The organism is Bacillus glycinifermentans (genome assembly GCF_001042475.2).
In the GTDB taxonomy this organism is placed as follows: Bacteria; Bacillota; Bacilli; order Bacillales; family Bacillaceae; genus Bacillus; species Bacillus glycinifermentans.
In genome coordinates, this window is sequence record NZ_LECW02000027.1 from 47,848 (window position 1) to 59,590 (window position 11,743).

Sequence of the window (11,743 nt, forward strand, 5' to 3'; positions counted from 1 at the left end):
CACCACATGTCATACAGAAAACTAGGACGCACTAGTGCACAGCGTAAAGCAATGCTGCGTGATCTTACAACAGACTTGATCATCAACGAAAGAATCGAAACAACAGAAGCTCGCGCGAAAGAACTTCGCTCTGTTGTAGAAAAAATGATTACACTTGGCAAGCGTGGAGATTTACACGCACGCCGCCAAGCAGCTGCATACATCCGCAACGAGGTAGCAGACGCAGAGAAAGACCAAGATGCACTTCAAAAGCTTTTCTCTGAAGTAGCACCTCGTTATGAAGAGCGCCAAGGCGGATACACACGCATTATGAAGCTTGGTCCTCGCCGTGGTGACGGAGCACCAATGGCTATCATCGAATTGGTTTAATCACATATATTGTGTGTCTAAAGAAGGGCGGGACAGTTTTTAACTGGATCTATGCCCTTTTTTTAGATATCAGGTTTTTTTTATCGTTAACGAATAGTCAGATAAGCAGAGTTTTTAGATGAGAGGAGGCCGGATGGGCAAAATGAATCAAGAGCGATTGATAGCTGTAGAGGATATCACATTCCGTTACCAGAAAGACGCGGACAGTGCTGCGCTTGATCATGTATCGTTTCATGTTTCGAAAGGAGAATGGCTCGCGATCGTCGGCCACAATGGTTCAGGGAAATCGACGCTTGCCCGCGCTTTAAACGGCCTGATTCTGCCTGATGAAGGATCGATTGAAGTCGGCGGCATTAAGCTGACGGAAGAAACGGTCTGGGATGTCAGGAAAAAAGTCGGCATGGTTTTTCAAAATCCCGATAACCAATTTGTCGGGACAACCGTTCGCGATGATGTGGCTTTTGGTTTAGAAAACAACGGAGTTCCAAGAGAAGATATGGTGGAAAGGGTAGATTGGGCTGTTCAACAGGTGAATATGCAGGACTTTCTCGATCAAGAGCCGCACCATCTCTCAGGAGGACAAAAGCAGCGTGTGGCGATTGCGGGAGTGCTTGCCGCCCGGCCTGACATCATGATCCTTGATGAAGCTACTTCAATGCTCGACCCGATGGGAAGAGAGGAAGTGCTGGAGACGGTCAGACGGTTAAAAGACGAAGGAATGGTAACGGTCATTTCGATTACCCATGATTTAAACGAGGCGGCGAAGGCGGACCGGATCATCGTCATGAACGGCGGAAAAAAATATGCCGAAGGATCGCCGGAAGAAGTCTTCCGCCGCGATAAAGAACTCATTGAAATCGGACTTGACCTGCCTTTTTCCGTTCAGCTTGGCCGGCTCTTAAAAGAAAGAGGGCTGGCTGTAAACGGCGATCATCTGACACAAGAAGGATTGGTGAATGAGCTATGGACATTGCGATCAAAGATGTAGAACACCGATACCAGATGAAAACGCCTTTTGAACGCCTGGCGCTTTACGATGTCAATGCCGTGATCAACGAAGGAAGCTATGTCGCCGTTATCGGGCATACAGGTTCAGGGAAATCGACCTTGCTTCAGCACTTGAACGGGCTGCTAAAGCCGACGAAAGGACAGATTCGCCTCGGCGAAGAAGTGATTGAAGCAGGAAAAAAGAATAAGCATTTAAAAGCGCTCCGAAAAAAAGTCGGCATCGTGTTTCAGTTTCCGGAACACCAGCTGTTCGAAGAAACGATTTTAAAGGACATTGCCTTTGGACCCGTCAATTTTGGGGCAAGCCAAAAGCAGGCTGAAAAAAAGGCCAGGGAAATGCTGAAGCTTGTTGGACTGCCTGAGGAGCTGAGCGACCGGTCTCCGTTCGAGCTGAGCGGCGGACAAATGAGGCGCGTGGCAATCGCGGGAGTGCTGGCGATGGAGCCCGAGGTTCTCGTTCTCGATGAACCGACGGCAGGTCTTGATCCAAGAGGCCGCAAAGAAATCATGGACATGTTTTACGATTTGCACAAAGAGAGAAAGCTGACGACGATTCTCGTCACCCACAGTATGGAGGACGCAGCAGCATATGCCGACGAGCTGATCGTCATGCATAAGGGGACTGTAAAAGCAAAAGGAACCCCTCGCGAGCTCTTTTCAAAAAGCGATGAAATCGCCGCTTTCGGCCTTGATATGCCGGAAACGATTAAATTTCAAAAACGGCTTGAAGAGGCATTCGGCATCAGGTTTAAATCGCCGATCCTGACGATCGAAGAAGCGGCTTCCGAAATTAAAGCGCTCTTTCAGGAGGAAAATGCCTATGATGGATAGTATCATTATCGGCAAGTATGTTCCTGGTTCTTCGGTCATTCATCGTCTTGATCCGCGTACGAAGCTGTTATCCATATTTCTTTTCGTCTTTATCGTTTTTTTTGCCAATAATACCGTAACATACGCTTTGCTCGGCGTGTTTACCGTTCTTGCGGCCGCCTTGTCAAAAGTCCCTGTCCGCTTCCTTTTAAAAGGGATGAAACCGGTGATCTGGATTGTGCTGTTTACGTTTCTGCTCCATATCCTGATGACGCGTGAAGGACCCGTCCTCGCCGATCTCCGCTTATTTAAAATTTATGAGCAGGGGCTTGTTCAGGGCATTTTTATATCGCTTCGGTTTATTTATTTGATCGTCATCACGACGCTTTTAACGCTGACAACCACTCCGATCGAAGTGACGGACGGGCTTGAGCGTTTGCTCGGTCCGTTTAAAAAACTGAAGCTGCCCGTTCACGAACTCGCTTTAATGATGTCCATTTCGCTTCGATTTATACCGACTCTTATCGAAGAGACGGATAAGATCATGAAGGCGCAAATGGCGCGAGGCGCAGATTTTACAAGCGGTCCGCTGAAAGACCGCGTCAAAGCGGTCGTTCCCCTTCTTGTTCCGCTGTTTGTCAGCGCCTTTAAAAGAGCTGAAGAACTGGCGACGGCGATGGAGGCGCGCGGCTACCGGGGAGGGGAAGGCCGCACGAAGTACAGGCAGCTGACATGGAAAGGGAAGGACACTGCCGTTCTCCTCATTTTAGTCGTTCTTGCAGCCTTATTAATCCTATTGCGGACTTAGGTGATACATGATGAGAATGAAGTGCACCATTTCATACGACGGACATCTTTTTTACGGCTATCAGGTGCAGCCTGGGCAGAGAACCGTGCAGGACGAGCTGGAAAAGGCGCTGAAAACCCTTCATAAAACGAAGGAGCGCATTCCCGTCGTTTCATCCGGAAGAACCGACAGCGGCGTTCATGCGGTGGGACAGACAATTCATTTTGACAGTCCGCTTTCCATCCCTGAGGCAAAATGGCCGTATGCTTTAAATGCTCTGCTTCCTGATGATGTAGCGGTCACGACAGCGGAGGTTGTCGATGACCAGTTTCATGCGCGGTTTTCTGCAAAGAAAAAGGAATACCGGTATATGATCTACAAAGGCAGACACCTGAATGTGTTTAAACGGCATTATGCATATCATGTTCCATATGAGCTTGATTTGAAAATGGTGGAAAAGGCAGCACAACATTTAGTCGGCACCCATGATTTTACAAGCTTTTGCACGGCCAAAACCGAGGTAAAGGACAAAGTCAGGACGGTATATGAGCTTGAATGGTCTGAAACCGAAGACGGTCTGCAAATGCGGATCGTCGGAAGCGGATTTTTGTACAACATGGTCAGAATTATTACCGGAACGCTTCTTGATGTCGGTACCGGCAAATTTTCACCCGATGATATTGAAAAGATGCTCGCTGCCAAAAATCGCGATGCGGCGGGGCGTACTGCACCGGCGCATGGATTGTACCTATGGAACGTCATCTATGACAACTAGACCAGGTGTAACATTTTCTTGACAGCGAGTACAGAAAGTTATAAGATATCATATGGTATGTATTTCAACCCCACGATAAGCCCCGGAAACTTATTGTGTTTTGAAATAGAACGTAATTGAAGTTTATTGAAAATGGCAGATCATTTAGGAGGGAAATTTAATGCGTACAACACCTATGGCTAACGCAAGTAATATCGAACGCAAGTGGTTAGTTGTTGATGCTGCTGGCAAGACGCTAGGACGTCTTTCTACAGAAGTTGCATCTATCCTTCGCGGAAAACACAAACCAACTTATACACCACACGTTGACACTGGAGATCATGTGATCATCATCAACGCTGAAAAAATCGAGTTAACTGGTAAAAAGTTAACGGACAAAATCTACTACCGTCACACTCAACATCCAGGCGGATTAAAATCAAGAACAGCTCTTGAAATGCGTACAAACTACCCTGAGAAAATGCTTGAGCTTGCGATTAAAGGCATGCTTCCAAAAGGTTCTCTAGGTCGTCAAATGTTCAAAAAATTGAACGTATACCGTGGTTCTGAGCATCCACATCAAGCACAAAAACCTGAAGTTTACGAACTTCGCGGTTAATAAAAAAGGAGGTTACCAATTTGGCACAGGTTCAATATTACGGTACTGGCCGTCGTAAAAGCTCTGTAGCGCGTGTGCGTTTAGTTCCAGGAGAAGGCCGTATCATCGTTAATAATCGTGAAATCAGCGAACACATTCCATCTGCAGCTCTAATCGAAGATATCAAACAACCATTGACTTTGACTGAAACAGCTGGCACTTATGATGTTTTAGTAAACGTACATGGAGGCGGCTTCTCCGGACAATCCGGCGCAATCCGCCACGGCATCGCACGCGCTTTGCTTGAAGCAGATCCTGAATACCGTGCGACTCTGAAACGTGCAGGTCTTCTGACTCGTGACGCACGTATGAAAGAACGTAAAAAATACGGACTTAAAGGCGCACGCCGTGCACCTCAGTTCTCAAAACGTTAATTATGGCGTTTTAAAGGCTCTCAAGACTTTTGTCTTGGGGGTCTTTTTTATTTTATTGTTAGCTTACATTCCACAGCCTTGCATAGGCAGCCGATAGCGGTTCGCAGTTCATCCCCTGTGCCCAGATGGAGATTTGTCCGAGATGATGACTGATCAAGTGTCTTAAAACATCGCCTTGCGTAAAGGCTTCGTCCGAGCAAGACGTTTTGAAGGATCTTTTATAGCTATGAAAACCACGCTTTTAACTTCGGGACGAAATGCTTCAAAAACTGGATAACGTGCTAACTCGGCCGCCAGCCGGAAAAATCGGGGGCGAAATCAGGCTTTTCCGAAATCGTATACATCCAGCTCGCCTCAACACCGGCGATATGAAACAGGATTTCGAAATGTTTTCCATACTCCAGGCACCGGTCAAACCATTCATCGCACTTGCCAAGTGTACTGAAACAAACCTTTCATCTCATGCTCGTCTCTCCTTAAATATTCGATATTTTCCTCTGTTTCCCTTCCCGGATTGCCAAGGGTACACATTCATGATGTAATTAGTCTTACAAAGCATGAAGGAGAGAAAAGATGATTCAAACAATGATAAAACAATTGCATGCTGCATTAAACCAACATTTCCGTCCGTTTTTGAATCCTCCTGCAACAGAGGAAGACATTCAAAAAGCTGAAACTGAAATGGACGTCGCGTTTCCAGAAGAGCTCAGGGAGCTGTATCTTGCACATAATGGTGAAAAGGAATCGGGCCCCGGGTTATTTTTCGGACTTCCTTTTCTTTCTTTGCAAGAAATGCTCACGGAGTGGCGGATATGGAAGGGGCTTGAAGGAGATGAAGAACTGGATGAGATCGATGCATATTCAGTTCCGCCGTGTTGGATTAAAGAAAAATATGTGAACCGCCGATGGATTCCGATCAGCAGGGATTACGGAGGAAATCATATTGGCATAGACCTTGACCCTGATCAAGAGGGGAAAGCCGGACAAGTGATCAATTTTGGGCGCGACGAAGAAATAAAGTATGTGATTGCCCATAATGTGACAGATTTTCTGATCTATATAATAAATACGCTCAAAAACGGTCATTATACGATTGATGAATATGATGATGCCGTCAGCTGGAGCTACGGCAAAGAGGAAGAGCTGCATTTCTTGGATGCGATCCGTTCCATGGATCTTCCGGTGCTGCATGCAAGACCGCAGGAAGCCGATCTTGAACATGCAGACCGGTGGTTTCGTCAGCTGGACGATCGCTGGACTACGATTGTGGAAACGATGGCTGAAAGTCCAAAGGCATTTTGTAACAAGATAAGGTTGCGTTTAACTGGCCGGGAGCTGACAGACATTAAACCGATATCAATCTGCACGGATACGAGGGAATTGATTTTAAGCGCAAATCGCATTCATGATTTAACGCCTTTGCAAAGCATGATCTTTTTGAAAAAGCTTTATCTTGTAAATAACCCGGTAACAGACTTAACGCCAATCGCCCAATTGAAACATCTGCAGTATTTAAATGTGGCAAAAACAAGCGTGGCCGATTTGTCTCCGCTTGCGGATTTATCATCTTTGAGAGAATTGGATATGACCGATATTCAAGCTGCAGAATATACGCCGCTCAGTCACTGTAAAAACCTTGAGTCTTTAAAGGTAAATGTTTATAACGAAAAGCAATTAATAGATATTTCTCAAATCAGCGCGTTGAAACGATTACATATACGAGGAAGTGAACATGTAACCGAAGAAGAGATAAAAGCGATAGCAGGCTTGAAAACATTAAGGTTTTTAACAGTTGAAAATATTACGTTAGAAAACGTTGATTTCTTAGGCACGCTTCATACGCTTCAAACACTAACTCTTATAAATTCGTCCGTTAAAGACGGAACCGCTCTTGCCGGCCTGGAACATCTGAAAAGACTGGAATTGGAAAGTTCTGAAATCGCAAACCTTAAAGTGGTGGCGCAGTCGCCTTCGTTAGAAGAGTTTGCCGGTTCTTTTGACCAATTTTATGTATTGAAGGACATATGCAAGAAAAAAGTGGATTTCTCTAAGGTGATTGGCGAGATGTCTGAAGAAGAAGAGGAGATATGGAGCAGCTATGTGAGCGAATAGCTTTTCATCTCGCGGCTTCTAATATTTTCGGCTTCTTCCTCCGTTTCCCTTCGCCGCATGAGCATGATTTTCCGCTCCTGATTGCACAATACAATGTAAAAAGGAGGCGGTGTTATGGGGACGGTATTATCCTTCATTAATGAAAAACAAAAAAAGCAGGTAAATCTGGAGAAGCAGCTTCTGCGGGAGCTCTCTGTTGAAAAAATCATGGACATGGCAGAGGAATGCTTCGCCCCCCTTTTTCACTTTTTTTCGAAACATACGGATATTTTATATGACGGCTGTATTGATTTTGCGATTGAAGCATATTTGCTCGGCGCTCAATTCGGGAAGTTCGGCTATCATGGAGAGTCCGTCCAACAGGCGATGACCCGATCTGAAAAAGAAGAAAAGGAGCTCCTGCACGAGCTTTATGAATATGCGCTGAGCTGGTCGGCCGCTTTCAATATTACGCTATACGATGAGGGGCTTTATTATGCCTGTGAACGCTTTATCCAAACCTGGTGGAAGGAAGGCTTCAGCGAAAGGGAAAAACGTTTCAAGCTCCGTCTCAGATAAGATCCGGGATTTCGAAAAGTACAATTTGTCCGCTCAGACCGATCATATTTCCTCTCCTTGTCCCATATCTTGTAGTAAGGACAAGCGGGAGGGAAAGGGATGAAAGAAAAAATAAAATGGCTCGGGTTTTTGCTCGGCTTTGTCGCTTTATTATGTTTGTTTCAGTATCAATTCAATAATGATGATTCATGGAAATCATGGAATCTGCCGCTGAGCGGAAAAATCATCTACATTGATCCAGGGCATGGAGGACCGGACGGAGGGGCATCAAGCCGAGAAACCCTCGAAAAAGACATCGCGCTTGAGGTTTCTTTAAGAATCAGGGATTACCTTCAGGAGCAGGGAGCTTTGGTGCTGCTGACGCGGGAAGACGATCGCGATCTCGCCCTTGAAGAAACGAAAGGCATGAGCCGAAGAAAAGCTGAAGATTTGCGGAAGCGGGTCGACATGATCAACAATTCGGAAGCCGATCTTTATCTCAGCATTCATCTGAATGCCATTCCTTCCGCAAGGTGGAGCGGCGCCCAAAGCTTTTTCTACGGACAGTACGAAGAAAACGAACGGGCAGCCAAGTTCATTCAGGATGAATTAAGGCACAACCTTGAAAATACAAAGCGTAAAGCAAAACGGATTCACGGCATTTATCTGATGCAAAACGTAAAAAAACCGGGAGCGCTTGTTGAAATCGGGTTTTTATCCAATCCCGAAGAAGCAAAGCAGCTGGCAAAACCTAAATATCAGGACAAGATCGCCGCTTCGGTTTATAAGGGCGTGCTTCGCTATTTTACAGAAGACAGGGACCCTCCGGAATAAGGAGGGTTTCTTTTTACGTCAAAGACACCATCAGGAAAGATATGCTATACTTATTTTGTAAACGAATACAACAGAGGGTGAGATTCAATGATGCGAGAAGACGATGTAAAAAAAATAGTCGGCGATTTGTACGAGCCTTTTCTTCAAAAGCCGCTTGAAGAGCTGGATGCTGTGAAAGACATAAGAATCAAGCCTGAAAAACGGCATGTCAGCGTAAAAGTGGCGCTCGCAAAAACGGGATCTGCCGAACAAATGCAGCTTCAGCAGGAAATCGTTACACGGCTGAAGGAAGCCGGCGCTGAAACGGTAGGCCTGCGTTTCGAAGAGCTGCCCGAAGAAATCGTCATGAAATACCAGCAAACGTCTTCCGGACAGGAGAGGTCATTGCTGAACAGTGAAAAACAACCTGTCTTTTTAGCCGTTGCGAGCGGTAAAGGCGGTGTCGGAAAATCGACTGTTTCCGTGAACCTGGCCGTATCTTTAGCGCGGCTCGGAAAAAAAGTCGGGTTGATTGATGCTGATATTTACGGCTTTAGCGTGCCGGATATGATGGGAATTACCGTCAGGCCGACAATAGAGGGCGAAAAGGTCGTACCTGTTGAAAGGTTTGGCGTCAAGGTAATTTCCATGGGATTTTTCGTCGAAGACAACGCGCCGGTCATTTGGAGAGGGCCGATGCTCGGAAAAATGCTCAATAATTTCTTCAATGAAGTGGAATGGGGCGATGTGGACTATATTATTTTAGATCTTCCGCCGGGCACTGGAGACGTTGCTCTTGACGTCCATTCCATGCTCCCGAGCTGCAAGGAAATCATCGTTTCCACCCCGCATCCGACCGCTGCCTTTGTCGCAGCCAGAGCTGGGGCGATGGCATTACAAACAGATCACGAAATCGTCGGAATCGTAGAAAATATGGCTTACTATGAAAGCTCCAAAACGGGCGAAAAAGAATATGTATTCGGCAAAGGCGGAGGAGAAAAGCTGGCGGAAGAACTGGGCGTTCCGTTATTGGGCAAAATTCCGTTGAAGCAGCCGGATTGGGATGATAGCGACTTTGCGCCGTCGGTTTACGACCAAAACCACCCGACAGGCCTCATTTATATGGATATCGCGAAAAAGATCGATGAAACGATCAGCAAAAAAGCATGAAAAAAGCTTCTTCGGGGAAGAAGCTTTAACGGCGGACGGTTTACGTCTATTTTTCCCCGCCGCCTTCTTTCGCGGTTTCGGCAGCTGCTTTTTTCAGCTCGTCTTCAAATTGTTTCCTGTAAAGAGGGCTTGAGAGGGTTTCTGTTATCACTTCCTTAAGGTGGGTTCGAAACTCCCGGCTCTTGACCAGTTCACCGTATTTTTTTGTCATTTCCGGATCCTGAAGGACGCCCATTAGCATCTTTTGGTAATCCGGATCTTTCATTAATTTTTTCAGCACGGCTTCATGTTCATTTTGCATCGTTTTGGCGAAGCTGGAGGCAAATTTCGGATCTTCAAACACCGACTTCCAAAACTCTGTTCCTTTTTTGGAAGTCAGCGTTTTTTCAACCGTATCTTTAACCGTTTTTTCATCCATTGCAAGCGTTTGATTCATTTTGTCATCATTTAATACGTCTTGAATTGCTTTTTTTCCGTCATCTGTTTTTAATATATCGACAACCATTTTTTTTGTTTCATCATAGTCCATTTCAGCTGCTTGGTCCTTGGGAGCACAAGCTGTTACAGATAGAAACAGAAAACAGCTTATCCATAGCATTGCGGATTTTAACATGCTTAAGCTCCTTTCGAAAACTCGTCTTACCTTTAATATGAATGTCTTTCATAAATTTATGCATTACAAAATATCGTACTTAGGGGTTGGGAAGTCTACAATGAAAAGCCGTAACCTTGTTCGATTTTTCTTTTCTGTTTTAGGAGTAGGAGCGCTGACGACAAGTATTATCGGTTTTGCCATAGAATGGGGAAGATACAAGGAGCTGTTTCTGTCGTTTGAGGTATTGGAGATTCTTTCGGTTTTGTTTTGGTTTATCGGGGTGGGCATGATTTTCAGCGTCATCGCCCAAATGGGGTTTGTGATCTTCTTAACGATTCACCGTTTTGCGCTTGAGATTTTCAGATCGCATTCTTTATGGAATTCGATTCAGCTGTTTCTGATTATATTTGTAACGTTTGACTTGGTTTATTTGCGTTATTTGTTTTTTGGGGAGGGAAGCGGATCGATCGTTCCTTATATTTGGCTGCCGCTGTTGATCATGATCATCGGTCTTATTGCGGCTTACATGAAACAAAAACAGTCCTCGAAAAAAACGTTCGTTTCCGCATTGTTTTTAATGATCGTTTTTACGGTCATGGAGTGGTTCCCGGCGTTAAGGGTGAATGAAGAGGACTGGCTTTATTTAATGCTGCTTCCCTTGTTAAGCTGCAACGCTTTTCAGCTTTTAATGCTGCCGAAATTCCTAAGCCGTTCATAAACGTTTATTTGACCTCGGAAGATTTGGCATCGGTATTTGCAATTAATTCACTGATCGTTACATTTTTGAGCCCCTTGCTTCGCAGATGATGAATGATCTCAGGCAGAGCTTCTTCTGTCTGCTTTGCTGAATCTGAAGCGTGTAAAAGGACGATATCTCCGGCATTTACGGCGCCGCTCACGTTTTCAACAATTTTTTGGACTCCGGGGTTTGTCCAGTCATCGGAATTGATACTGTAATGAACAATCGTGTAACCGTATTGCTTTGCAACATCAAGGACATCTTTATTAAACTGGCCTGTTGGCGGTCTGAGCAGTGTGAGATCCTTCAGGCCTAATTTTTGAAAAGAATGCTGCGCCCTGGCCAGATCTTTTCTAATCTCGCTTTTTTTCATTTGAGAGTAGTTTTTATAAGCATATCCCATGCTTCCGATTTGGTGGCCGTCTTTTTTGATTCTTTTCACAACATCAGGATGACGTTCCGCCCATGAGGCCGACAGAAAAAAGGTAGCGTTTTTTATTCCGTTTGCTTTTAATGTATCTAAAATGGGTAAAGCTCTTTCATCTCCCCAGCTAATATTGAATGTAAGGGATACCTCATTTGTGTCAGAATCCCCTCTATATATCGCCCTTGTTTCGCCGCCTGTAGAAAACACGGGAAGAGGGAGCAGGTTTTGCACATAAAAAAAGGCTGCTGTAGCAAATGCGGCAATGATAATTATGATCAGCTGCTTGACCCGTTTGATATGCCACACATAAAAATGATTCACTGAAAAACTCCTCCTTGTCCATGCTGCTTTGTTTTCATCTTATGCTTGTATAAAAAAGAACATAACAATAATTCGCCTTTAGAATTAAAATAAAAAAGATGGTTGACTTCTTTAGGTCGACCGTGATATATTATTAAACGTCGCTGATGAACAGCTGACATAAAAAAGCTCCAATGAATAATTTTTAAAAAAGTTATTGACAATAAAGAGAGCTTGGTGTTATATTATTAAAGCCGCTAAACAAAGCGGAAATGATCTTTGAAAACTAA

Annotated in this window: 14 protein-coding genes; 12 read left to right on the forward strand and 2 right to left on the reverse strand. The window is 44.9% G+C overall.

The genetic code is table 11. The features are described 5' to 3' along the window. Positions 1-6: 6 nt before the first annotated feature. The 11 genes from rplQ (at position 7) to AB447_RS16855 (ending at position 9,392) form a co-directional block, all read left to right on the forward strand. Entirely contained in the window at positions 7-369 is a 363-nt protein-coding gene (gene rplQ / locus AB447_RS16805; RefSeq protein ID WP_046128867.1) for a 50S ribosomal protein L17, read from the forward strand. A gap of 142 nt (positions 370-511) precedes the next feature. Continuing rightward, complete coding sequence (locus tag AB447_RS16810) at positions 512-1,357, forward strand: energy-coupling factor ABC transporter ATP-binding protein (protein ID WP_046128881.1); 846 nt, start codon at positions 512-514, stop codon at positions 1,355-1,357. After that, positions 1,333-2,208, forward strand: a complete 876-nt coding sequence (locus AB447_RS16815) for an energy-coupling factor ABC transporter ATP-binding protein (RefSeq protein ID WP_048354125.1) — start codon at positions 1,333-1,335, stop codon at positions 2,206-2,208. Before AB447_RS16810 ends, AB447_RS16815 begins: the two co-directional genes overlap by 25 nt. After that, positions 2,198-2,995, forward strand: coding sequence for an energy-coupling factor transporter transmembrane component T family protein (locus AB447_RS16820; protein WP_048354124.1), 798 nt, complete (start codon positions 2,198-2,200; stop codon positions 2,993-2,995). The genes AB447_RS16815 and AB447_RS16820 overlap by 11 nt, the downstream gene beginning before the upstream one ends. A 10-nt stretch (positions 2,996-3,005) precedes the next feature. Continuing rightward, positions 3,006-3,749 carry a tRNA pseudouridine(38-40) synthase TruA gene (truA, locus tag AB447_RS16825; RefSeq protein WP_048354123.1) on the forward strand — a complete coding sequence of 248 codons (744 nt, stop codon included), beginning with the start codon at positions 3,006-3,008 and terminating at the stop codon, positions 3,747-3,749. Positions 3,750-3,909: 160 nt separating this feature from the next. Continuing rightward, complete coding sequence (rplM, locus tag AB447_RS16830) at positions 3,910-4,347, forward strand: 50S ribosomal protein L13 (RefSeq protein ID WP_003178393.1); 438 nt, start codon at positions 3,910-3,912, stop codon at positions 4,345-4,347. A gap of 20 nt (positions 4,348-4,367) precedes the next feature. Then, complete coding sequence (rpsI, locus tag AB447_RS16835) at positions 4,368-4,760, forward strand: 30S ribosomal protein S9 (RefSeq protein ID WP_048354122.1); 393 nt, start codon at positions 4,368-4,370, stop codon at positions 4,758-4,760. A gap of 573 nt (positions 4,761-5,333) precedes the next feature. After that, on the forward strand, positions 5,334-6,872 hold the full coding sequence (locus tag AB447_RS16840; RefSeq protein ID WP_048354121.1) for an SMI1/KNR4 family protein: 1,539 nt from the start codon (positions 5,334-5,336) through the stop codon (positions 6,870-6,872). A gap of 114 nt (positions 6,873-6,986) precedes the next feature. Beyond that, positions 6,987-7,430: a DUF2521 family protein gene (locus AB447_RS16845; RefSeq protein ID WP_048354120.1), complete on the forward strand. Its 444-nt coding sequence runs from the start codon at positions 6,987-6,989 to the stop codon at positions 7,428-7,430. A gap of 99 nt (positions 7,431-7,529) precedes the next feature. Continuing rightward, on the forward strand, positions 7,530-8,243 hold the full coding sequence (gene cwlD, locus AB447_RS16850) for an N-acetylmuramoyl-L-alanine amidase CwlD (protein ID WP_048354119.1): 714 nt from the start codon (positions 7,530-7,532) through the stop codon (positions 8,241-8,243). 87 nt (positions 8,244-8,330) lie between these two features. Next, entirely contained in the window at positions 8,331-9,392 is a 1,062-nt protein-coding gene (locus AB447_RS16855; RefSeq protein ID WP_048354118.1) for an Mrp/NBP35 family ATP-binding protein, read from the forward strand. 46 nt (positions 9,393-9,438) lie between these two features. On the opposite strand, the gene gerD is transcribed toward AB447_RS16855, so the two are convergent. Continuing rightward, positions 9,439-10,005 carry a spore germination lipoprotein GerD gene (gene gerD / locus AB447_RS16860; protein WP_048354117.1) on the reverse strand — a complete coding sequence of 189 codons (567 nt, stop codon included), beginning with the start codon at positions 10,003-10,005 and terminating at the stop codon, positions 9,439-9,441. Between the two features lie 100 nt (positions 10,006-10,105). On the opposite strand from gerD, the gene AB447_RS16865 reads away from it, so the two are divergent. Further along, positions 10,106-10,705: a KinB-signaling pathway activation protein gene (locus AB447_RS16865; protein ID WP_048354116.1), complete on the forward strand. Its 600-nt coding sequence runs from the start codon at positions 10,106-10,108 to the stop codon at positions 10,703-10,705. Between the two features lie 4 nt (positions 10,706-10,709). Here AB447_RS16865 and pdaB read toward each other — a convergent pair whose 3' ends face one another. Beyond that, the gene (pdaB, locus tag AB447_RS16870; RefSeq protein WP_048354115.1) at positions 10,710-11,474 is read right to left on the reverse strand and encodes a polysaccharide deacetylase family sporulation protein PdaB; all 765 of its coding nucleotides are present in this window, start codon (positions 11,472-11,474) and stop codon (positions 10,710-10,712) included. Positions 11,475-11,743 lie beyond the last annotated feature (269 nt).

Coding starts and splice junctions, on each gene's coding strand:
- AB447_RS16820 (WP_048354124.1), top strand. CDS start 2,198: ATGATGGATAGTATCATTATCGGCAAGTATGTTCCTGGTTCTTCGGTC.
- AB447_RS16845 (WP_048354120.1), top strand. CDS start 6,987: ATGGGGACGGTATTATCCTTCATTAATGAAAAACAAAAAAAGCAGGTA.
- AB447_RS16855 (WP_048354118.1), top strand. CDS start 8,331: ATGATGCGAGAAGACGATGTAAAAAAAATAGTCGGCGATTTGTACGAG.
- AB447_RS16815 (WP_048354125.1), top strand. CDS start 1,333: ATGGACATTGCGATCAAAGATGTAGAACACCGATACCAGATGAAAACG.
- cwlD (WP_048354119.1), top strand. CDS start 7,530: ATGAAAGAAAAAATAAAATGGCTCGGGTTTTTGCTCGGCTTTGTCGCT.
- AB447_RS16865 (WP_048354116.1), top strand. CDS start 10,106: ATGAAAAGCCGTAACCTTGTTCGATTTTTCTTTTCTGTTTTAGGAGTA.
- AB447_RS16840 (WP_048354121.1), top strand. CDS start 5,334: ATGATTCAAACAATGATAAAACAATTGCATGCTGCATTAAACCAACAT.
- truA (WP_048354123.1), top strand. CDS start 3,006: ATGAGAATGAAGTGCACCATTTCATACGACGGACATCTTTTTTACGGC.
- rplQ (WP_046128867.1), top strand. CDS start 7: ATGTCATACAGAAAACTAGGACGCACTAGTGCACAGCGTAAAGCAATG.
- rplM (WP_003178393.1), top strand. CDS start 3,910: ATGCGTACAACACCTATGGCTAACGCAAGTAATATCGAACGCAAGTGG.
- gerD (WP_048354117.1), bottom strand. CDS start 10,005: ATGTTAAAATCCGCAATGCTATGGATAAGCTGTTTTCTGTTTCTATCT.
- AB447_RS16810 (WP_046128881.1), top strand. CDS start 512: ATGAATCAAGAGCGATTGATAGCTGTAGAGGATATCACATTCCGTTAC.